Here is a 21,680-nt window from a genome sequence, read left to right as displayed (position 1 = left end):
GGAACGATGACCAATGACCAGCGCGTGATCCGCGCAGCAGCTCCGGTGATCGGAGAGGACGAGATCGAGGCCGCCGTGCGCGTACTGCGCAGCGGCATGGTCGCCCAGGGCCCCGAGGTCGCCGCATTCGAGGAGGAGTTCTCGAAGTTCGTCGACGGTCGGCACTGCGTCGCGGTCAACTCCGGCACCAGTGCGCTGCACCTGTCGCTGATGGCGCTCGGCATCGGTCCCGGCGATGAAGTGATCGTCCCGTCCTTCACCTTCGCGGCAACCGCCAACGCCGTCCGCCTGATCGGCGCGACCCCGGTCTTCGCGGACATCGAGCGCGACAGCTTCTGTCTCTCCCCAGAGGCGGCCGAGGCCGCAATCACCCCGCGCACGGCGGCGATCATGCCCGTGCACCTCTACGGACATCCGGCCGCCATGGGCCGGTTCACCGCGCTGGCCGAGCGGCACGGTCTCGCGATCGTCGAGGACGCGGCACAGGCCCACAGCGCCTCGCTGGACGGCACGCCGGTGGGCGCATTCGGCGCGGCCGCCTGCTTCAGCTTCTACCCGACCAAGAACATGCACAGCCTCGAAGGCGGCATGGTCACCACGGGCGACGCCACGGTCGCCCGGACCCTCCGTCTGCTGCGCAACCAAGGCATGGAGCAGCGGTACGCCAACGAGATCGTCGGATTCAATGTCCGGATGACCGATGTCGCCGCCGCGATCGGCCGCGTACAGCTGCGCAGTCTCGACACCTGGACGCAGCAGCGTCGGGCCAACGCGGCCGCACTCGACGACGGCCTGCGCGGGGTCGTCACCCCACCGGTCGCGGAAGGGGCGGAGCACGTCTATCACCAGTACACGATCCGGGTAGGTACCGAGAGCAGCAAGCACCGCGACGCGGTATCCCGCGAACTGCAGGAGCGGGGCATCGGCAACGCCGTCTACTACCCCACTCCGGTGCACCGTCTGGCGCCGTTCGAGACCGGCGAGAAGGTGCTCGGATACGCTGCCGGCGATCTGCCCGAGACCGAGCGGGCCGCTGCGGAGGCGCTCTCCATACCCGTCCATCCGATGCTCACCTCGCAGGAGCTCGACCGCCTGACGGCCACCGTCAACGAGGTCGTGGGAGGCCAGGCATGAGCACGCAGAAGCCGCTGCGGGCGGGACTGGTCGGTCTCGGCTCCATGGGCCGGAACCACGCCCGAGTCATGCATGGTCTGGAGGGCGTCGAACTCGTCGCCGTGGCGGACCCGGTGGCCGCCCCGAGCAGCGCCCCCTCGGGCGTGCCCGTAGTGCGCTCGGTGGCCGAGCTCGCGGCCGAAGGGATCGACTACGCAGTCGTCGCCTGCCCCACGGCCCTGCACGAAGAGGTCGCTCTCGATCTGGCCGAACGCGGCATCCACGTTCTCATCGAGAAGCCGATCGCCCCCTCGGTGCAGTCGGCCGAGACGATCAGCCGGGCCTTCGAGGAACGCGGCCTGGTAGCCGGCGTCGGCCATATCGAGCGCTTCAACCCGGCCCTCCGCGAGCTGCGCGGCCGTCTGGATCTGGGCGAACTCGGAGACATCTACCAGGTGGTGACACGCCGTCAGGGCCCCTTCCCGGCCCGGATCGCGGATGTCGGCGTGGTGTACGACCTGGCCACGCACGATATCGACCTGACCGCTTGGCTCACCAACAGCCGGTATGAGTCGGTGAGTTCGGCAACCGTGTCGCGCAGCGGCCGGGCTCATGAGGACATGGTGGCGTTCGTCGGACACCTCTCGGGCGGCGTCGTCACCAGTCATCTCGTCAACTGGCTGTCCCCGCTCAAGGAGCGAGTCACCATCGTGACGGGTGAGCACGGCTGCTTTGTGGCCGATACTCTCACCGCGGACCTGTGGTTCTACGCGAACGGCTCGCAGCCCACCGAGTGGGAGGGACTGCGGCAGTTCCGGGGCGTCTCCGAGGGTGACGTCACGCGCTACGCGATCGTCAAGCGTGAACCCCTGCTGGTCGAGCACGAGACCTTCCGTGACGCCGTGCTCGGCAAGGAGGCCGACATCGTGACGCTGGAGCAGGCCACCGGGACCGTCGCGGTGGCCGAGGCCGTACTCTCGGCGGCCGCGAGCAGAACCGCCGTCGATCTGACGCCCAGCCAGCGGCTGGCCTCCGTCTGACTCCCCCGCGCCCGGGGTCCTGTCCAGCGGGCCCCGGGCCCGACGGAGTCGTTCCGGCGTCTTGAGGACGCACTGATGTACTGGAGTATTCGGTGATCCACCCGATCAATGCCGCGGTCGCCCGTCCGCAGCGCCCGTTGCCAACGGGGTTGCACGAGGTTCCCATAGGCATGCACCGCCGCCTGGCGCACGTGCAGCCCGGTCTCACACCGCTCGCGGTCCGCGCCCAGCACCTGTCGCTGGTGTCCACGGCGCTGACCCAGGCCGGCGTCGAGCACTTCGTGGTGCCCGGAACCGAGGACACTTCGTCCGCGATCGGCGTCCGGGACACCGATCGGGGGCGGGTCGCTCAGACGCTGCGTTCGCTCTTCAGCAGAAGCCCCGGGTACATCCAGCGCAAGGTGCCCGTCCAGCGCACCAGCGAGTTGCTGCACCTTGGATCCCGCGAGGCGTCCTGGCAGGGGCTGGAGACCGTCGACGTGCTGCGTGCCGTCTGGTTCCAGGCCGATCCGTCGGGTGAGCTGGTGTACGGCACCGAGTACGGCTGTGACATCGAGTTCTGGCGGGAGGAGGAAGGGCGGCTGCTACCGCCACGGATCAACCGGGGCGCGAGCTTTCTGCCTGTGCATGGCGAAATGACCCTCGTCTCGCCGCACCGGTTCTCCCGCCTTGCCCCACCGCAGACGGACGTGCCGCACAAGCAGCGCCGCTGGGGTCGGAAGCCGGAACGGAGCGGGCTGCCGACCCGACAGGAATTCGTCTGCACCGGCGCCGACGAGATCACCTTCCCCATCGATGTCGTCTACACCTGGGTGGACAGCGACGACCCTGCCTGGCAGCGCCGCCGCGCCGAGGCTTCCGGCGACGTCTTCCACGAGGAATCGGCGAGCGCCGGGCGCTACATCAACCGTGACGAGCTGCTCTACTCGATGCGCTCGCTCCACATGTACGCACCCTGGGTGCGGCACGTATTCCTGGTCACCGACGACCAGGTTCCACGATGGCTCAATGAGGCAGCCGAAGGTATCACTGTGGTCTCGCACCGGGAGATCTTCCGCGAGACCAGCCGACTACCGGTCTTCAACTCTCATGCCATCAGCGCCCAGTTGCACCGGGTGCCGGGGCTTTCGGAGCACTTCATCCACTTCAACGACGACGTGTTCGTCGGTCGGCCGATCACCCCGCACGAGTTCTTTCTGCCCAACGGGGCATCGAAGTACTACCCGGACAGCGTCCGTATCCCCATGGGACCGGTTCAGCCGGAAGACCTGCCGCACGAGGTGGCCCGCAAGAACGTCCGAGCCCTGTTGGAGGACCGGTTCGGCCGCACCATCATCGATGCGATGAAGCACACCCCCGTGCCGCTGCGGCGCAGTGTGCTGGAGGAGATGGAGCGAGAGTTCGCGGAGGTGTTCCGGGCAACCGCCGCCGCGCGATTCCGCAGCCGGACCGATATCGACGTCGGCACCTGCATGTATCCGTACTACTCCTACTTCACGGGGCGCGGGGTGCCCGACACCATCCCGTACGCCTATCTCCATCTCTCGATGGTCCAGCTCTCCAAGAAACTGGACCGGTTGCTCAAGCGGCGTGACGCGGCAGTCTTCTGTGTGAACGATTCCTTTACCACCGAGGACGATGTGGCCGATCAGGAAGCGCTGATCCACCCCTTCTTCGAGGCGTACTTTCCGCTTCCGAGTCCGTACGAGAAATCCGCGGCGACGCGATGAAGATCGATTTCCTGATTCAGAACGCCTACGCCGCGGACGGCTCCACCCGCGCCGTGCTCAATCTCGCGGGCGCGCTCGCCGATACGCACGAGGTCCGGGTGGTCTCGGTGTTCCGCTGGCTCGACCGTCCCGCCATCGCACCCGCCCACGGGGTACGGATCGTCTCGCTGCTCGATCTGCGTGAGGGCCGTCGTCCGGACAAACAGGATGTGCGCAGGCTCACTCCGTCCCGGGTCATTCCGCGTACGCAGGAGATGTCCTGGCGCTACAGCCAGTTGACGGACGACAAGGTCGAGGAGCACCTGCGGGCGAGCCAGGCGCAGGTGATCGTCGGCACCAGCCTGGAACTGGCCGCCTATGTCGCGCGCTGGGGCCGGCCGCGGGCGCTGCGCCTGGGCCAGTTGCACAAGTTGAGCACCGTGTTGTCCGCGCAGGAGCAGAGCCGTGCGTGGGCCGGGCTGGGAAGGCTCGACGCGGTTGTGGTGCCGAGCACCGACGAGGCGATGGCGATCACCCGGGCGGGGCTGGCGGGCGATATCGCGGTCTACGCCCATCCGGACTGTGTTCCCGATCCTCGGGTGCGCCCCGCCGACGGACGGTCCCGGGTGGTGATGGCTGCCGGGCGGCTGGTTCCGGAGAAGCGCTTCGACCTGCTCATCCAGGCGTTCGCGCGGGTCGTGGGGCACCATCCGGACTGGCAGTTGCGGATCTTCGGGACCGGTCCGGAGTACGGTCAGCTCAGGGCCCTGGTGGCCGAACTGGACCTGTACAACCATGTGTTCCTCATGATGGAGGAGCCTCGGCTGGAGGCTCAGTGGGCCGCAGCCGCCATCGCCGCCGTGACGTCGGACCGGGAGTCCTTCGGTCTGGCGCTTGCCGAGGCCATGCGGTGCGGAGTCCCTGTCGTCTCCACCGCCTGCCCGGGCGGGCCACAGGAGATCGTTCGCCATGAGATCAACGGCCTGCTCACACCGGTGGACGACGTCGATGCGTTCGCCGCCGCGCTGCTGCGCCTGATCGATGACGACCCGGCACGCGTCGCGCTGGGCCGCCAGGCGCGGGAGGATGCCCGTGCCTACGGTCCGGAGGTCTCGGCGGGGCGGTTCGAGAATGTCATCAGAATGGCCCGCCGGACCCGCCGGGAGACCCGTCCCGCCGCCGAGGTCACCGTCTCCTGCGCGTTGACGGAGAGCGGACTGATCAATCTGCGCCTGGAAGGTGTGCGGGACGGCCGCAGCGACCTCCAATTGGTGCTGCGCAAGCGGAAGGCGGCGCGCAACGAACCGCCCGTCACGCTGCCGCTGCTGCCTGCCGAGGGGCCCGCTCCTCATCAGTACGAGGCCATCGTCCCACCGGGCCCCGATGTCCTCACGGAGGGCCGCTGGGACGTCCATCTGGACAGCGGGGAGGGCAAGCCGGCGAAGGTGCGGCCCGGAACCCTGGATCTGCGTGGCTTCGGTCCGGTGGCCACCGGACCCGAGTACACCGTGGTGCAGCTTCCCTACGCCTCCGAGAGTGGCCATCTCGCGCTGCGTACCTGGACCCGGGACCGTCACGCCGAGGCGACCGAGGTCTGGGTCGACCAAGGAGTCATGCATCTGCGGGGATCGCTCTACGGCTGCGACTTCGGCACTGCGGAGCCCCTGTTGCTGATGCGCAGACGCGGTGTCGAAGAATCGGGTTTCTGGCTGCCCGGTGTCTCCTCCGGCGGCGCCGACTTCTCCTTCTCGCTGCCCGCATCCGATCTGTCCGAGCATCTGGTGTCCCGGCACGAACTGTGGGACCTGTGGGTCGGCCGGCGCCACGACCCGGTCGTGGCGCGACTGGGCCGCTTCCTGACGGACGTGGTGGACGTGAAGAGTGTGTTCGCTTATCCCACCATGGTCGTACCCACCGATGAGGGTCAGCCGGTCATGGTGAAGCCGTACTACACGGCTGGTACGGAACTGTCCGTCCGGGTCTCCGAGAAGGCCGGGTGACGGCGGAACGTGGGCATGACCGGAACAGCGGGCCAAAGGCGCCGAACACGGATCACCAGCAGCGGCTCACAGCCGGAGCCAGCCCTCCAACGCCATTCCCTGCTGGTCGGTGCGCTGCCTGGTGACGTTCATCCGGCCGTCCCGGCCGATGACCGCGACGACCAGCCGCCCATTCCGATCCAGGGTGAGCGCCGGTGTGCCCTCGCAGGGTTCGCGGGTGTCCGCCCACCAGGCTCCGGCGGATTCCAGCTCCGTCGGGTAGGCGGTGAGGGCAAGAGTGCCCGTCTCCTCCCTCTGGGCCAGCACGGTGCAGTCGTAGCCGTCGACGAGGCACCGGGTGAGGGCGAGGGGACCGCGGCCCGAGTGCCCGCCCAGCGGGGCGGGCGGGGCATCCGGGGCGCCCGCTGCCGGCAGGCGGTAGGCGACTACTTCGCCGGACTCCTCATCACGCCAGTAGTGAGTGATCCTGCCCTCGTAGGACTCGGTGCCGCCGGCCGTGTCGGCCCGGGCGATGAAGACCAGGTTCGGGGCGCGGTCCAACGGACCCCCCGGGGCTTCCTGACGCCAGACGTACACACCCTTGTCCGCGGGCATGAAGAGTTCGATGCGACCGGAGCGTGTGACGACGGCGGACAGACCCTCCCGTACCCGCTTGCACGGCATGGCAGTCCACTTGCCCCACACACCTGCGGGGTCACGCCTGCGGGTGGACACGCCCCCGAAGGCATTGCGGACGAAGACATGGAGTGCGTCGCTGCCGTCGACAACGGCGACGGGCGCGCCGATGGCCGCAGCCTGCTCGGCGTCCTTGGCATGCGGATTGCCGATCGTGTGCCAGCCCGTCATCGGACGGCCGGTCTGGTACTGGGAGGCGTACACGATCTCGACGGGCGCCTGGGGGCTGTCGCCCTTGCGCCGCAGGCCGAACAGGTCGACGAAGCCCGTCGAGCCGTGCGCCACGGAGAGGTACGGAAGCATACGGTCGTCGGGAAGCAGGAATTCGGCTGCTGTCCAGCCGTCACGGCCCTCGGGCGTCTCGGTCCAGCGGATGACACCTCCGGTCCGGGCCGGGGCGTACGCGGTGAGACGGCCGTCCGGCGCGGATATCAGCCAGCCGGCCCTCGGCGGTGCTGCCGCCAGTGCCTCCGGTGCCGCCGCGGCCCGCTGGGCCGGGTCGGCAGGGCCCCTCCCGGAACGAACTGCGGCACGCCTACGCCCAGTACGCAAACTCATCGTTCCCCGACCGTTCTCCACTGAATGCTTTCTCCGGTGCCGAACGGCGTTGGTCGGAGTCCCAAGTGTCTCTGTCGAGCGTCCAGTTTCGCCATAGCAGCAACAACTGATGTCACAATACTACTCGACAGGGGGCGATTTCTGGGGGATTCCTGTCGCACAATGCGACTTTGAGGCACGAATCATGCCCGGGCAGAAGCGCGGTACCCCACGGAGCGACTTCGGCACATATGGCCCGCCCGTTATCCATTCCTCTCCTCCCGCACGCATTCAGGCGTGTCCCGACGGAAGAATCAGACAAATCCATGACAGATCAGACCACTGGCACCGGATCGCACATATCCCATGACCGCCAGTCAAGACGGGCCCCCCGAAAGCGCCGCCGCGGCCTCAAGATCACCCTTGGTGTCCTGCTCGTCCTGCTGCTCGCCGGCGGCGGCACCGTCTACTGGCTCTACAGCAGCCTCGACGGGAACATCAAGGGCGTCGACATCGACAAGGCGCTCGGCGACGACCGCCCCGAGAAGCTGCCGACCACCGGTCAGAACCTGCTGGTACTCGGCTCCGACTCGCGGGCCGGTGCCGAGAACAAGGAGCTGGGCGGCGGCGGAAACGTCAGCGGTGCCCGGTCCGACACCGCGATGGTGGTGCACATTCCCGAGGGCCGCACCAAGGCCGTCGCCGTGTCCATACCCCGTGACACCCTGGTGACCCGGCCCGAGTGCACCAAGGCCGACGGTTCGGCCGTTCCGTCGGCGAACCGCGTGATGTTCAACTCCGTCTATTCGCAGGTCGGTCCTGCCTGTGTGGTCAAGACCGTCGAGAAGATGTCCAAGGTCCGGATCGACCACTACCTGGAGATCAACTTCGCCGGGTTCAAGGATCTGGTCGACGCGATAGGCGGCGTCACGGTCGATGTTCCGCAGGACATCCACGACAAGTCGTCCGGCCTCGACCTCACCGCGGGGCCGCACAAGCTCGACGGCACCCAGTCACTCGCCTACGTACGCACCCGGCACGGCATCGGGGACGGCAGCGACCTCGGCCGGATCGGGCTGCAGCAGCAGTTCCTGCTGGCGCTGCTGAGCGAGGTCAAGTCGCAGGATCTGCTGAGCAGCCCGACTGACACGTACAAGATCGCCAACTCGGCGACCAAGTCACTGACGACCGACGACGGTCTCGCCTCGCTGACGTCGCTCTCGAAGTTCGCCCGCTCCATGCAGGGCGTCGATCCCGCCTCGATGGAGACGATCATGCTCCCGGTGGCGTACGACAAGGCCGATCCGAACCGGGTCGTGGCGGCGCAGCCGCAGGCCGACACGTTGTGGAAGGCGATCCGCGAGGACGCCACGATCCCGGAGTCCGCGAAGAAGTCCCCGGCCACCGGCGGCTGACGGTCTCCGGCCGCGGTCGGCACATGGCACCCTTCGGGGATGCTGAGCGAACCGGCCCTGGTGATCGTCGACGCGGCCAATGTGGTCGGGTCGGTACCGGACGGATGGTGGCGGGACCGGCGTGGGGCGGCCGTACGGCTGCGGGATTCGCTGGTCCCGTTCGCCGTGGACGGTCTGGACTCCTTTCCCGGTCCCGCCGAGTTGATCCTGGTCGTCGAGGGCGCGGCCCGGGGCGTCGAATCGCTTCCCGGGGTACGGGTGGAATCGGCGCCCGGGAGCGGTGACGACCGGATCGCCGAGCTGGTCGCCGATGCCATGTCCCGTCCGACGGCCCGTATCTGTGTGGTCGTCACCGCCGACCGGGGGCTGCGGCAGCGGGTGGAAGCGTACGGAGCGCAGTGCGTGGGCCCCCGTGCTGTACGGCCGCTGCCTCCATCGCGCAGCGACTGATCTACGGCCGGCCGACGGGATCGTTGATCCGGCTGTGCCTGCGCCCGTACGCGAAGTAGATGACCACGCCGATGGCCATCCAGATGGCGAACCGCAGCCAGGTCTCGGCCGGCAGATTGAGCATCAGCCAGACCGAGGCGGCCACCGAGAGGATCGGGATCAGCGGCACCCACGGGGTGCGGAACGCGCGGTGCAGATCGGGGCGGGTGCGACGCAGCACCATGACGCCCAGGGCCACGACGACGAACGCGAAGAGCGTGCCGATGTTCACCAGCGTCGCCAGTTCGTTGATGCTCGTGAAGCCCGCGACGATCGCGATGATCACGCCGAGCAGGATGGTCGGGCGGTACGGGGTGCCGAAGCGGGGGTGCGTCACGGAGAAGAACCTCGGGAGCAGACCGTCGCGGCTCATCGCGAAGAACACCCGGGTCTGCCCGAGCAGCAGGATCAGACAGACCGTGGTGAGGCCGATCGCTGCGCCGAAGCTGATGAATCCCGCGTAGACGGGATGGCCGACGGCCTTGAACGCATCGGCCAGCGGGGCCTCGACCGACAGCTCGCTGTAGTGCTGCATGCCCGTGACCACCAGTGACACGGCGACATAGAGCACGGTGCAGATGAAGAGCGAAGCGAGGATGCCACGTGGCATGTCACGTTGCGGAACCCTCGTCTCCTCGGCGGCGGTGGCGACCACGTCGAAGCCGATGAAGGCGAAGAAGACGACGGAGGCGGCGGTGAAGATGCCGAGGACACCGAAGTTTGTGGGCGCATATCCGAAGATCAGCTGGATCAGCGGCGCGGTCAGTCCGGAACCGGAGGGCTGTGGCTGTGCCTCGGGGATGAAGGGCGAGTAGTTGGCGGCCTTGATGAAGAACAGTCCCGCGATGATCACGATCAGGACCACGGCGATCTTGATGGCGACCACAATTGTGGTGATCCGGGCGGAGAGCTTCATGCCGAGCACCAGCACGACGGTCAGCACGAGTACCAGGGCGAAGGCCAGGATGTCGAAGCCGAATCCTTTCGCCACATCGGGTCCGGAGAGCCCTTCGGGCATGCTCCAGCCGAAGTTGTCCATCAGCGAGCGGACATAACCGGACCAGCCGACCGCCACCACCGCCGTGCCGAGCGCGAACTCCAGCACCAGGTCCCAGCCGATGATCCAGGCGACCAGTTCGCCGAGAGAAGCGTACGAGAAGGTGTACGCGGAGCCGGCGACCGGGACGGTGGAGGCGAACTCGGCGTAGCAGAGCGCGGCCAGGGCGCAGACGATGGCCGCGACCACGAAGGCGAGGGCGGTGGCGGGGCCCGCGGTCTCCTTGGCCACCTTGCCGGTGAGCACGAAGATGCCGGTGCCGATGATGACGCCCACTCCGAAGACTGTGAGGTCCAGCGCGGAGAGGGACTTCTTGAGCGCGTGCTCCGGCTCCTCGGTATCGCGGATGGACTGTTCGACCGTCTTGGTCCGGAACAGTCCGCCACTGCTGGGTGGTGTGTCCTGCTGGGCAGTCACCGGCGTACCTCCACGCACTCGTCGTGTACGCCATGATTGGGACCGCATCTGCGGCGCAGGGCTCCGCACCGGACGATTTCACGCGAATGGGCCGGTCGGACCACTCGTACAGGGTGGCCGACCGGCCCATTGGCCGTATCGCGTACCGGCCGCGAGGCCGGGTCGTACGGGTCAGTCGCGGACGGGCTCGATCATGGAGCTGCTGTCCGTGTCCGTCTCGTAGCGGCCGTCCAGCTTGGCGACCAGGCCGGTGACCTGACGGGCGATGTCCGGCGCGGTCAGTCCGATCTCGGCCATGACCTCCTTGCGGGAGGCGTGGTCGAGGAAGCGCGGCGGGATGCCGAAGTCGCGCAGCGGTACGTCCACGCCGGCGTCGCGCAAAGCCTGGGCGATCGCGGAGCCGACGCCGCCGGCCCGGCTGTTGTCCTCGACGGTGACGACGACCCGGTGCTGCTCGGCGAGCGGGGCCATGGCCTCGTCGACCGGCTTGACCCAGCGCGGGTCGACGACGGTCGTCGAGATGCCCTGGGCGTCCAGCAGATCGGCGATCTCCAGGCACATCGGGGCGAGCGCGCCGACGGAGACCAGGAGGACGTCCGGCCGGATGGTGCCGGGCTCGCGCAGGACGTCCATACCGCCGACCCTGCCGACGGCCTTGACCGCCGGGCCGACCGCGCCCTTGGAGAAGCGGACCACGGTCGGTGCGTCGTCGACCTCGACGGCCTCGCGCAGCTGGGCGCGGACCTGATCGGCATCGCGCGGGGCAGCGATCCGGAGGGTGGGCACGCACTGCAGGATCGACATGTCCCACATGCCGTTGTGCGAGGCGCCGTCCGTGCCGGTGACACCGGCACGGTCCAGGACGAACGTCACACCGCACTTGTGCAGGGCAACATCCATGAGGACCTGGTCGAAGGCACGGTTGAGGAAGGTGGCATACACCGCGAAGACGGGGTGCAGTCCGCCGGTGGCGAGGCCGGCCGCGGAGACCGCGCCGTGCTGCTCGGCGATGCCGACGTCGTAGATCCGGTCCGGGAACGCCTCCTCGAACTTGCTGAGGCCGACCGGCTGGAGCATGGCCGCGGTGATCGCGACGATGTCCTTGCGCTCCCTGCCGAGCTTGACCATCTCCTCGCCGAAGACGGAGGTCCAGTCGAGGCCGGAGGTGGAGACGGGCAGGCCGGTGTCGGGGTGGATCTTGCCGACGGCGTGGAAGCGGTCGGCCTCGTCGAGCAGGGCGGGGGTGTAGCCGCGGCCCTTCTCGGTGAGGCAGTGCACGATGACGGGCCCGCCGAAGCGCTTGGCGCGCTGGAGCGCGGACTCCAGGGCCTCGATGTCGTGGCCGTCGATCGGACCGACATACTTCAGACCGAGGTCCTCGAACATGCCCTGCGGGGCGATGAAGTCCTTCAGCCCCTTCTTGGCGCCGTGCAGCGTCTCGTACAGCGGCTTCCCGACGACGGGGGTGCGCTCCAGGATGTCCTTGCCGCGGGCCAGGAAGCGCTCGTAACCGTCGGTCGTGCGCAGGGTGGCCAGATGGTTGGCAAGGCCGCCGATGGTCGGGGCGTAGGAGCGCTCGTTGTCGTTGACGACGATGACGAGGGGGCGGTCCTTGGCGGCGGCGATGTTGTTCAGCGCCTCCCAGGCCATACCGCCGGTGAGTGCGCCGTCACCGATGACCGCGACGACATGGTCGTCCTTGCCCAGCACCTCGTTGGCCTTGGCGAGGCCGTCGGCCCAGCCGAGCACGGTGGAGGCGTGCGAGTTCTCGATGATGTCGTGCTCGGACTCGGCTCGCGAGGGGTAGCCGGAGAGGCCGCCCTTGCTCTTGAGCTTCGAGAAGTCCTGGCGGCCCGTGAGGAGCTTGTGCACGTACGACTGGTGGCCCGTATCGAAGAGGACCCGGTCCTTCGGGGATTCGAAGACGCGGTGCAGCGCGATGGTGAGTTCGACGACACCGAGGTTGGGTCCCAGGTGGCCGCCGGTCTTGGACACGGCGTCGACGAGGAAGGTCCTGATCTCGTCCGCCAGCTGGCCGAGCTGCTCCGGGCCGAGCCGGTCCAGGTCGCGCGGTCCCCTGATGTGGGTCAGCAACGGCACCCGTGCCTCCTTGCGTATGAGCCGGTCGAACTTCTTGCCGATCCGCAGAGTCTAATGTTCCGCACAGGACGGCGTTCGTCAGGGGGACATTCGTGTGTCACACCTTCGGCGGGAAACGCCCCTTATCTCTTGATCTCTCTTGCGTTTCGTGTGTTCCGGTGAACACGTACGAGGTCACATGGCGTCAGGGAGTCGCGTCGCCGCTCGCGACCAGGTGTCTGAGTCCGTCGGGAGCGGAGCGGGTGTGTCCGAGCCGGTCGAGGAGCTCGAACAGGGGTACGGCGACCCGGCGGGAGGTGCCCAGCGTCCGGCGGCCGGCGCTGAGGGTGAACGGCTGGGGCAGCGCCGCGAGCCGGGCCAGTGCGAGGCGCAGCGCGTCGGGGTGCACGTACACGCCCTGCTCGACGCGGAACAGCAGGCCTCGGTCGACGGCCGCGCGCAGGTGCGGGGTGGTGAGGCCGAGCTCTGCCAGCTCCGGCTGCCCGGGGGCGCCGAACGGATCGCCGTTCAGCCGCGCGCAGAGGGTGTCGAGTGCGCCCTGCGCCCGGTCGGACAGGAGGGGACGCACGTTCGCCTCCCGGAACCCGGATCCGTCCCTCACCATGCCGAGCCCGTCCGCCGCCGCGTCCAGCAGTGCGGTGTCGGGCAGGCCCGTCAGGCGCAGCGCGGTCTCCCGCGGCAGGGCTGGGGTGAGCGGATGGCCGGCAGCCCGCTCCCGCACGGCCGCCGCCAGCAGTTCCCGGCGGTGTCGCCACCACGCCACGTCGACGAGCCAGCCGGCGACCTCGTCGGTGCCCGGCGGCGCCTCCCGGTCGGGGGCCAGGTGGCCGGACGAGGTCAGCGCCGCGCGGCGTACGGCGCCGCGCCGGGCGATCTCCGCGGCCGGGTCGGGGCGGTCGGGACGGCGGGCAAGGTCGGCGTGGCGCCGGGCGGCGGCGCCCCTGCGGGCGAGCGGCGGCGGATCCGTGTCCAGGACGACGAGTCCGGCAGCGATCCGGCGCTGCCCCGGGTCGCGCAGCAGCGCCCGTTCCCCGACGTCGATGGGCAGGTCGTGCTCCGCCCGGATCCGCGCCGTGCCGTCGCCGAGGCGGCGCACCCGTACGGGCAGGGCGGCGGACCCCGCGTGCAGGATCAGCTCACCGGACCGGCAGTCGGCGAGCCAGTTCACCCGCGCGTCGAATTCCCGCGCGCCCGCCCACCAGCCGGGCGCGACCAGGGCGTCTCCCCTGCGGACGTGGTCGCGGTCGAGGCCGCGGAGGTTCACGGCGACGCGGGCGACGGCCTCGGCGCGGTCCACGCTCTCGCCGAGGCTCTGCAGCTGCCTGACCCTGACCGGCCGACGACTCGACCACAGCAGCAGCTCGTCACCGCGTGCGAGGGTGCCGGTGCCCAGCGTGCCCGTCACGACCGTGCCGGCGCCCCGCACCGTGAAGACGCGGTCGATCCACAGCCGTGCGCGCGGGGTGGGGGCGGGTTTCGGCAGCCTTGCGGCCAGTCTGCCGAGCGCCTGGCGGAGTTCGGGGATGCCCGCTCCGGTGGGCGCGCTGGTGACGACGGCCTCCAGGCCGGACAGCGGGGTGCCGGACAGCCGGTCCCTGGCCTCCTCGACCGCGAGTGCTCCGTCGCCGAGATCGGCCCGGGTGACGACGAGGACACCGTCGCGGACGCCGAAGGCGCGCAGGGCGTCCACGTGCTCCTGCGTCTGCCTGCTCCAGCCCTCGTCGGCGGCGACCACCAGCAGCACGGCCGGTACCGGACCGACGCCCGCCAGCATGTTGGGGACGAACCGCTGGTGGCCCGGCACGTCCACGAGGGCGAGGGTTTCGCCGGTGGGCAGGGTGGTCCAGGCGTACCCGAGGTCGATGGTCATGCCTCGCCGCTTCTCCTCGGCCCAGCGGTCGGGCTCCATGCCGGTCAGCGCCCGTACGAGGGTGGACTTCCCGTGGTCGACGTGTCCCGCGGTGGCCACGACGTGCACGACGGCGTCACCCGCCCGCGCGGTCGTCGAGCAGCCCCGTGCTCCGGGCGGCGGCGACGGTCGCCGTGAGGACATCGCCGTCCCGCTCCTCGGGGACGCAGCGCAGATCGAGCAGCAGCGCGCCGTGGGCGGTGCGGCCCACGACGGCGGGCCGGCCCCGGCGCAGCGGGGCGGCGAGGGCCTCGGAGACCTGTACGGCGAAACCCGGCAGGGCGAGCCCGGGGGCTCCGCCGCCTCCGACGGCGCCCGGGTGCGGCGTGACGGTGGCGACGAGCCCCCGGGCGGTGAGCGCGGCGGCGAGCGTCGCACTGCGCTCCCGCAACCGCTCGGGGTCGATGTGCACGGCCCGGCGCACGGGCGGCTCCGGGCCGCGCAGAGTCGCCTCCAGGGCCGCGAGGGTGAGCTTGTCGACACGCAGGGCGCGGGCGAGCGGATGGCGGCGGAGCCGGTCGATCAGCTGCGTGGTGCCGAGGAGGAGCCCTGCCTGGGGTCCGCCGAGGAGTTTGTCGGCGCTGGCGGTGACCAGAGCGGCGCCCTGGCGGAGCCAGGTGGCGGCATCCGGTTCCGCGGGCAGCAGCGGGTCGGGGCGGAGCAGGCCCGAGCCGATGTCGGCCACCACGGGCGCGTCGAGCGTGGCCAGTTCGGCGACGGACACGGCGGAAGTGAAGCCTTCGACACGGAAGTTGGAAGGATGGATCTTGAGCACGAAGGCGGTGTCGGGGCCGACGGCGGCCCGGTAGTCGCCGAGGTGGGTCCGGTTGGTCGTGCCCACCTCGCGAAGTCTCGCGCCGGTGCTGACCAGGAGGTCGGGCAGCCGGAAACCGTCGCCTATCTCGATGAGTTCACCCCGGCCGACCACGATCTCCCGGCCCTGCGCCAGCGCCGTGGCCGCCAGGACGAGCGCGGCCGCGCCGTTGTTCACGAGATGGGCGTCCTCGGCGTCGGGCACGACCGCACGAAGGGCGTCCAGTGCCGCCCGGCCGCGCCGGTCGCGGCGGCCGGTGGCCGTGTCGTACTCCACGTCCACATGACCGGCGGCGATGTCCACCGCCGCGCGTGCCTGAGCGGAGAGCGGGGCCCGGCCGAGGTTGGTGTGGATGACGACCCCGGTCGCGTTCAGCACGGGGCGCAGGGTGGTCGCGTGGTCCGGCAGGAGGCCAACGGCCAGATCGCCGATCCGGTCCGGCGTCACCTCGCCGGCCCTGACCTTGTCCTGAGCCCGATGCACGGCCTGTTTGACGAGGGCGGGGCCGAGCCGTGCCGCGGCTTCGGACAGGCGCGGGTCGGCCAGGACGGTGTCGGTGCGCGGCACCCGTCGCCGGGGTGCGACAGGGGCGGGAGATTCGGGCGCCATGGATTCAGCCTACGGTCACGAAGTGGTCGCCGAGCGGCGCGAGATGGCCGATGACGGGGGCGCCGGGGATCTCGCCCGCGATCAGGAGGCCGCCGGAGGTCTGGGCGTCGGCCAGCAGCAGTTGCTCGTCCTCGGACACCCCGGCGCCGAAACGGGTGTGCGGCCCGGCCCAGGCGAGGTTGCGGCGGGTGCCGCCGCTGACGAAGCCGTCCCGTACCGCCTGACGGGCACCGTCGAGGTAGGGGACGGCCGCCGGGTCGAGGACGGCCGTGACACCGCTCGCCCTGGCGAGCTTGTAGAGGTGGCCGAGGAGGCCGAAGCCGGTGACGTCGGTGGCGCAGACGGCGCCGTGGTCGAGGGCGGCGCGTGACGCGGCGGCATTGAGGGTGGTCATGGCCGCCACGGCCGCGGGAAAGTGCTCACCCGTCGCCTTGTGGCGGGTGTTGAGCACACCGACTCCGAGCGGCTTCGTCAGTGACAGCGGCATACCGGGGCGGCCCGCGTCGTTGCGCAGCAGCCGTTCGGGGTCCGCCTGCCCGGTGACGGCGAGGCCGTACTTCGGTTCGGCGTCGTCGATGCTGTGCCCGCCCGCGAGGTGGCAGCCGGCCTCCGCGGCGATCCGGGCGCCGCCGCGCAGGACTTCCGCGGCCAGCTCCATCGGCAGGCTCTCGCGCGGCCAGGCCAGCAGGTTGACGGCGACGACGGGGGTCCCGCCCATCGCGTACACATCGGACAGCGCGTTGGCCGCGGCTATGCGGCCCCAGTCGTACGCGTCGTCGACGACGGGGCCGAAGAAGTCCGTGGTCATGACGAGAGTGGTGCCGCCTGGTGTGGTCACCACGGCGGCGTCGTCGCCGTTCTCGGTCCCCACCACCAGGTCGCCCACGGGCAGCCGTCCTGGCGCAGGGGTGTCCACGGCGGCCATGACGGCCTCCAGTTCGCCCGGCGGGATCTTGCAGGCGCAGCCGCCGCCGCGTGCGTACCGGGTGAGTCGGACCGTTGCCGTGGAAGTGGCGTCCAAAGCGGTTTCCCTGCCCTTGAGTTCTTCGTGTCCGTGCCAGGACCGGGCGGCGGGGCCAAGTGCCCGGCGGCGCGGAGAAGTTGGCTTATTGTGTACATGGAGGCGTCAGGGTTCCTGGTGGGCCTCCCCGCCTTCAAAGCGGGTGGGGCGGAGTATCTCCGTCCGGCGGGTTCGATTCCCGTCCGTCTCCGCCGAGAGCCGCCGCGGGGTCCGTGACACCGTGGTGTCGCGGACCCCGCGGCGGCTGACTGTTAGGTCAGGAGCACGCCCATGTCATTGGCCGTGGGCATGAGCTGGACGGTGTCGCCCTCGCCGAAGACGCGGACGGGTTCGCTGGTGCGGCGCAGTCCGCCTGCGGGGATCATGCGCACGGCCGGGTCGATCGCCAGGCTGACGCCTGCCGTCGTGCGGTGGACGGCGAAGACCTCCTGCGGGCTTCCGTCCGACGCGACGCCGAGCGCCACGTATACGAGATGGGTGCCGTCCGCCTGGTCCTTGACGAACGCCACCCCCCTGTCGGTGGGAGTACGGGTCATGGTGTGTGCCCCTTCCGGGCCGATGTGGGTGCGTCGGTCGCCGGGTCGCGCTCCCGCTCGTGGAGCGGGTCGACATCGGTGACCGTCGCTTCGAACAGCAGGTTCTTCCAGTCGCCCCCGTACGGGAAGAGGCCACTGGTGGTGCGGATCCCCAGCTTGTGCGGCACGCGGGAGGCGAGGATGTGGCTCTGCACCTCGCCCATCGCGTACATGCTCTCCAGCGTCCGCCAGAGGGTGACACTGAGGATCGTGCGGTGTTTCCACAGCACGACCGGTGCGGCGCCCACGAAGCCGGGGGCGACGCGCCGGACCTCTTTCTTGATGCGCATGTGCATGAGCAGCACGACGACCATGTTCAGCGCCGTGCGGCACTCGAACCGGGTGAGGGCGATGTGTCCCCGGGGGTCCCGGGCCTTCGTGTAACTGTTCATCGCCAGGCCGTCCAGACGGTGTAGGCACCCATGAGCACGAGGCCGAGTCCGGCCGCGCGCCGCATCCACGGGAACCACGGCCGTACGCGGTCCCCGAACCGGGTGGTCGGAAGGAAGAACCAGGTGACACTGCGCACCGTCACGGCCGCCACCCCCACCAGCGCCATGCCGACCAGCAGCAGCGGCGACGACGCGGGGTGAAGCAGCAGCGCTGCCGTGAGCACACCCCAGGTCAGGGAAGTGGACTTCTGTGTGGTGAACAGCAGCCCCAGATCAAAGCCCCAGGTCAGGCCGAGCATGCCGGGAGGCATGGTCCGTATGTGTTCCTGAGGCACTTGGCGCCAGATGTGCGGCGTACGGTTCGCCAGATCGGCGACGCCGAACACCACGAGGGCGACTGCGGTCAGGGACTCACGCCACGGCGCGCCGAGGATCAGGGCCAGGCCCTCCCCCAGCACGTACACGGCCAGCGACATCAGACCGGCGGCGGCGGCCTCTCCGGCCAGCAGGCCGACGAGGAACCGGGTACCACGAGGTCTGCTCCGCTTCAGCATCGGGCCGGCGACCCCGGCCATCGACTGGCCTCAAGGGCTGAAGACTTGCAGGATCGCCGCGATGCCGGCGATCACGAGCCACGTCACCATCCGGTGTCGACTCCTTCGTGTCCGGGCCGGGAGCGTGGGCCGCCCTCAGGCCACCTCGGTCAGTTGTACTTGCACTCGAAGGACGACTTGGCGTTGCCGGCCGTCTCGCAGCAGCTGCAGTGCAGGGTGCCGCTCATCGAACAGCCCCACAGGTAGGACATGTGCGCACGGCAGTACGTCATGGTCGTGTAGCCCGCGCTGCCGGGCTTGTTGGCGAGGTTGCAGCAGTTGTCGCTGTCGGCCGCTGCGGGTGCCGCGCCGGCGAAGATCCCGGCGGCGGCCATCAGGCCGCTCGCCCCGACGCCACCGAGCACTTTGCGACGGCCGAGCCGGAGTTGCGGACCGTCCGTGTCCGGGCCGGCCGCTCTGGCTGATTTCGAGAGAAGCGGAAAACGCATGCCGGTACTCCTTCTGTTCATCGGTTCGGATCCGTGACGGGTGCCGCGGACCACAGCAGGGAGTGTCGTCGCGCGTCAGACGACGGCGCGGGCGCCGCCGGTCAGGCCGACCTCGCGCAGCAGTTCGTCCACGGAGGTGAAGAGGTAGCCGGCGCTCAGGACACCGTTGTCGAAGACGAGCGCGGTGGGGCTCTGGGCGACGGAGAAGCTGCCGGCGACCCAGGCACCGCGCACGTCGACGAGGTGCGGAAGGTCCGCGAGGCCGTGCCGGAGGACGAAGTCGTCCCCGTCGGCCTGCTCGGCGCAGGAGATCGCGACACCGACGGAGCCCGTCACGCCGGTCAGTGCGCCCCCGGAGAGCTGCGCCGCGACCTTGGCGCAGCTCGCGCAGATGGTGCTGAGGACCAGCACGACGCTGCGGGGCCCGGCGCCGAGCGCCGCGAGGGGCTCCGGCCACTCGTCGACCACCGCACCGAGTCGGTACTCCTCCAGCGGGGAGACAGTGGTCGAGGCGGCCGCGGGCGCGGCGGCCGTCCGCGACGCGAGCTCGCCCATCATCGCGAACAGGACGACGACGGCCGCCGTCAGGAGGAGCAGTGCGCATGCCAGAACGATCGTCATCAGGCCGATCCCCATCGCCGAAGGAACGTGCGGTAGGCCGTCCGCGCGGCGGTCCGGTGCGTGACCAGGAGCCAGCCGCTGGAGACGGCGGAGGTGAGCACGGCCGTCATGGCGGCCGTACCGCCGCCGGCGGCCGGTCCGAGCAGGCCGGCGACCGCCACAGCGACGAAGACCAGGCCGCTCACGATGTTGGCCGTTCCGAGGGGCTTGCTGTCGGCGATGCCGAAGCAGCCGCACGGGCGGTCGCTGCCCCGCAGCTTGCCAGTCATGCCCATGACAGCAAACAACACCCCGAGCACCCCGGTGGTCGCATAGCCGACGGCACGGCCGGATGGAATGACCAACAGCGCCACCGTCGCCAGCTCCAGGATCGCGACCAGTCGGACAGCGTTGTCAGAGGGGCGCAGTCGTCCGCCCAGGAGTTCCTGCACCGCGGAGGCGGCTACGCCCGGACCGACGGTCTTCGCTGCGGCCGCCCGGAGGAAAACGGCGGCCACCCCGGCATTCACCAAGGTCATGGCCACATCAACCATCGACAAAACAACCCCCCTGCTTCACACCGCATGGTTCCGACGGTGCCGAATTCCGGAAATACCGCTGCCACGCCGACAGGAAACGGATGCCTCCGGGGCCCACCGCGGATTATCATGCCCACGGCCAACTGGAGCGTCAAGAGGTCACAACAGCCCCACAGTTCAAGGAAGTTGAGCCACCGTTCGCGCTCTTGCGGAAGCGAAACCGCCGCTTCCACAAGGGCGTTTCCCATTCCGCCTTCGCTGCAGACCTTGAAATACGCCCCATGAGGACCAACGATCAGGGATGTCGCCCGGAGACCGCAGATCGCAGACCGGAAAAGGAAGAAATTTGACGGTGGAACAGGTACCGGTCGGTATTACGGACGGACTGCCCCGGCCCGTCTATCTGGACCACCAGGCGACGACACCGGTCGACCCGCGCGTCGTCGACGCCATGCTGCCCTACCTCACCAGCGAATTCGGCAATCCGTCGAGCTCCCACGTCTACGGCAGAGCGGCGGCCGAGGCGGTGGGCAGGGCGCGTGCTCAGGTGGCCGCGCTGATCGGGGCGCGGCCCGAGGAGGTCGTGTTCACCTCGTCCGGCACCGAGAGCAACCAACTGGCGCTGGCCGGCACCGCCTACGCGAGGCGGGCGGCCGGGAGCGGAGACCATGTCGTCACCTCGGCCATCGACCACCCCGCGACCCTGGCGGCCTGCGCACAGCTAGAACAGGACGGCTTCCGCGTCACCCGGCTGCCGGTCGGCACGGACGGGCTCGTGGACCCGGACGACGTGGCGCGCGCCGCAGTGCCCGGCACGGTCCTGGTGTCGGTGATGCACGCCAGCAACGAGATCGGGACCGTCCAGCCGCTGTCCGACATCGCGCGGGCCGTCCGGGGCCGCGGCATCGCGCTGCACACCGATGCGGCACAGAGCCTGGCCACGGTCGTCACCGACGTGACCACGCTCGGTGTGGATCTGCTGAGCGTCGTGGGACACAAGATGTACGCGCCGAAGGGGGTCGGTGCCCTGTACGTGCGGGCGGGAACCCCCGGGCCCGCCCCGCGGTTGGTGGGGGCGGCCAGGAACGCGGGCTGCGCGCCGGGACGGAGAACGTGCCGGGCATCGTCGCGCTGGGCGCCGCCGCCGAACTGGCGCTCAAGGAGCGGGAGAGCGACGCGGCCCGTATCCGGGGCCTGCGCGATCTCCTGCTCGACCTGCTCGTCGAGGGGATCCCCGGGCTGAGGCTGAACGGGTCGCGGGAGCACCGCCTCGCGGGGAATCTCAGTCTCACCCTGCCCGCCACCGGCGCCGCCGCACTCGCGGCCGCGGTCCCCGAGGTCGCGTTCTCGGCGGGCGCGGCCTGTCACACCGGTGCGAGCGCGCCGTCACCCGTACTGACGGCGATCGGGCTGTCGGCGGCGCAGGCGAGCCGTACCGTACGGCTGGGCCTGGGCAGGTACACCGGCGAGGATGACATGCGGACGGCCGCGCGGGCCCTCGTACGGGGCGCACGCGGCGCCGCCGCCGTCACACCGGGGTGACCACTTCCAGCTGCGGACACGGCCGTGCCTCATCCGTCCCCGGACACACCTGTGCCCGGCGCCTGTATCGGGCGCCGGGCACTGG

20 protein-coding genes and 1 tRNA gene are annotated in these 21,680 nt (G+C 70.0%); 9 read left to right on the top strand and 12 right to left on the bottom strand.

The features are described 5' to 3' along the window. Positions 1 to 6 precede the first annotated feature (6 nt). The 4 genes from ACFVYE_RS03230 (at position 7) to ACFVYE_RS03215 (ending at position 5,862) form a co-directional block, all read left to right on the top strand. On the top strand, positions 7 to 1,134 hold the full coding sequence (locus ACFVYE_RS03230) for a DegT/DnrJ/EryC1/StrS family aminotransferase (RefSeq protein WP_389603819.1): 1,128 nt from the start codon (positions 7 to 9) through the stop codon (positions 1,132 to 1,134). After that, positions 1,131 to 2,153, top strand: coding sequence for a Gfo/Idh/MocA family oxidoreductase (locus ACFVYE_RS03225; RefSeq protein WP_383960819.1), 1,023 nt, complete (start codon positions 1,131 to 1,133; stop codon positions 2,151 to 2,153). Before ACFVYE_RS03230 ends, ACFVYE_RS03225 begins: the two co-directional genes overlap by 4 nt. Positions 2,154 to 2,323: 170 nt before the next feature. Continuing rightward, positions 2,324 to 3,883 carry a stealth family protein gene (locus ACFVYE_RS03220; RefSeq protein WP_383960822.1) on the top strand — a complete coding sequence of 520 codons (1,560 nt, stop codon included), beginning with the start codon at positions 2,324 to 2,326 and terminating at the stop codon, positions 3,881 to 3,883. Further along, complete coding sequence (locus tag ACFVYE_RS03215) at positions 3,880 to 5,862, top strand: glycosyltransferase (protein WP_389603817.1); 1,983 nt, start codon at positions 3,880 to 3,882, stop codon at positions 5,860 to 5,862. The genes ACFVYE_RS03220 and ACFVYE_RS03215 overlap by 4 nt, the downstream gene beginning before the upstream one ends. A gap of 66 nt (positions 5,863 to 5,928) precedes the next feature. Here the strand turns inward: ACFVYE_RS03215 and ACFVYE_RS03210 are convergent, their stop codons facing one another. Beyond that, complete coding sequence (locus tag ACFVYE_RS03210) at positions 5,929 to 7,095, bottom strand: hypothetical protein (RefSeq protein ID WP_389603815.1); 1,167 nt, start codon at positions 7,093 to 7,095, stop codon at positions 5,929 to 5,931. Positions 7,096 to 7,400: 305 nt separating this feature from the next. Between ACFVYE_RS03210 and ACFVYE_RS03205 the strand changes: the two genes are divergently transcribed. Further along, a complete protein-coding gene (locus ACFVYE_RS03205) occupies positions 7,401 to 8,489 on the top strand; it encodes an LCP family protein (RefSeq protein ID WP_383960829.1) in 1,089 nt (362 codons plus the stop codon). 39 nt (positions 8,490 to 8,528) lie between these two features. Further along, a complete protein-coding gene (locus ACFVYE_RS03200; protein WP_389603813.1) occupies positions 8,529 to 8,939 on the top strand; it encodes an NTP pyrophosphohydrolase in 411 nt (136 codons plus the stop codon). 1 nt (position 8,940) lies between these two features. On the opposite strand, the gene ACFVYE_RS03195 is transcribed toward ACFVYE_RS03200, so the two are convergent. From ACFVYE_RS03195 to selD, 5 genes are all read right to left on the bottom strand, one after another. After that, positions 8,941 to 10,452, bottom strand: a complete 1,512-nt coding sequence (locus ACFVYE_RS03195; RefSeq protein ID WP_383960835.1) for an amino acid permease — start codon at positions 10,450 to 10,452, stop codon at positions 8,941 to 8,943. Positions 10,453 to 10,623: 171 nt separating this feature from the next. Next, positions 10,624 to 12,552 (bottom strand): 1-deoxy-D-xylulose-5-phosphate synthase, encoded by a 1,929-nt coding sequence (gene dxs / locus ACFVYE_RS03190; RefSeq protein ID WP_383960837.1) that lies wholly within the window; start codon positions 12,550 to 12,552, stop codon positions 10,624 to 10,626. 184 nt (positions 12,553 to 12,736) lie between these two features. Beyond that, entirely contained in the window at positions 12,737 to 14,605 is a 1,869-nt protein-coding gene (selB, locus tag ACFVYE_RS03185; RefSeq protein ID WP_389603811.1) for a selenocysteine-specific translation elongation factor, read from the bottom strand. Continuing rightward, on the bottom strand, positions 14,538 to 15,884 hold the full coding sequence (selA, locus tag ACFVYE_RS03180) for an L-seryl-tRNA(Sec) selenium transferase (protein ID WP_389603809.1): 1,347 nt from the start codon (positions 15,882 to 15,884) through the stop codon (positions 14,538 to 14,540). The genes selB and selA overlap by 68 nt, the downstream gene beginning before the upstream one ends. A 4-nt stretch (positions 15,885 to 15,888) precedes the next feature. Then, positions 15,889 to 16,905 (bottom strand): selenide, water dikinase SelD, encoded by a 1,017-nt coding sequence (gene selD / locus ACFVYE_RS03175; RefSeq protein WP_383960844.1) that lies wholly within the window; start codon positions 16,903 to 16,905, stop codon positions 15,889 to 15,891. 98 nt (positions 16,906 to 17,003) lie between these two features. Between selD and ACFVYE_RS03170 the strand changes: the two genes are divergently transcribed. Next, positions 17,004 to 17,096: transfer RNA gene (locus ACFVYE_RS03170), tRNA-Sec, on the top strand. A 60-nt stretch (positions 17,097 to 17,156) separates the two neighbouring features. Here ACFVYE_RS03170 and ACFVYE_RS03165 read toward each other — a convergent pair. From ACFVYE_RS03165 to ACFVYE_RS03140, 6 genes are all read right to left on the bottom strand, one after another. Continuing rightward, the gene (locus ACFVYE_RS03165) at positions 17,157 to 17,441 is read right to left on the bottom strand and encodes a hypothetical protein (RefSeq protein WP_383978344.1); all 285 of its coding nucleotides are present in this window, start codon (positions 17,439 to 17,441) and stop codon (positions 17,157 to 17,159) included. Beyond that, positions 17,438 to 17,872, bottom strand: a complete 435-nt coding sequence (locus ACFVYE_RS03160; protein ID WP_383978347.1) for a hypothetical protein — start codon at positions 17,870 to 17,872, stop codon at positions 17,438 to 17,440. The genes ACFVYE_RS03165 and ACFVYE_RS03160 overlap by 4 nt, the downstream gene beginning before the upstream one ends. Continuing rightward, entirely contained in the window at positions 17,869 to 18,447 is a 579-nt protein-coding gene (locus tag ACFVYE_RS03155) for a hypothetical protein (protein ID WP_383978350.1), read from the bottom strand. The genes ACFVYE_RS03160 and ACFVYE_RS03155 overlap by 4 nt, the downstream gene beginning before the upstream one ends. A gap of 128 nt (positions 18,448 to 18,575) precedes the next feature. Next, positions 18,576 to 18,914 (bottom strand): hypothetical protein, encoded by a 339-nt coding sequence (locus tag ACFVYE_RS03150; protein WP_383978352.1) that lies wholly within the window; start codon positions 18,912 to 18,914, stop codon positions 18,576 to 18,578. 75 nt (positions 18,915 to 18,989) lie between these two features. After that, on the bottom strand, positions 18,990 to 19,535 hold the full coding sequence (locus tag ACFVYE_RS03145; protein WP_383978355.1) for a hypothetical protein: 546 nt from the start codon (positions 19,533 to 19,535) through the stop codon (positions 18,990 to 18,992). Next, complete coding sequence (locus ACFVYE_RS03140) at positions 19,535 to 20,053, bottom strand: MauE/DoxX family redox-associated membrane protein (protein ID WP_389603805.1); 519 nt, start codon at positions 20,051 to 20,053, stop codon at positions 19,535 to 19,537. Before ACFVYE_RS03140 ends, ACFVYE_RS03145 begins: the two co-directional genes overlap by 1 nt. A 352-nt stretch (positions 20,054 to 20,405) precedes the next feature. On the opposite strand from ACFVYE_RS03140, the gene ACFVYE_RS03135 reads away from it, so the two are divergent. After that, positions 20,406 to 21,296, top strand: coding sequence for a cysteine desulfurase family protein (locus ACFVYE_RS03135; protein WP_389603803.1), 891 nt, complete (start codon positions 20,406 to 20,408; stop codon positions 21,294 to 21,296). Further along, a complete protein-coding gene (locus ACFVYE_RS03130; RefSeq protein ID WP_389604131.1) occupies positions 21,185 to 21,595 on the top strand; it encodes a hypothetical protein in 411 nt (136 codons plus the stop codon). The genes ACFVYE_RS03135 and ACFVYE_RS03130 overlap by 112 nt, the downstream gene beginning before the upstream one ends. Positions 21,596 to 21,680 lie beyond the last annotated feature (85 nt).

Origin of the sequence: Streptomyces sp. NPDC058239, assembly GCF_042882185.1 — a bacterium.
Classification (GTDB): domain Bacteria; phylum Actinomycetota; class Actinomycetes; order Streptomycetales; family Streptomycetaceae; genus Streptomyces.
Note: the sequence above shows the minus strand (reverse complement) of the source record. Positions and strands in the feature narration are given on the sequence as shown.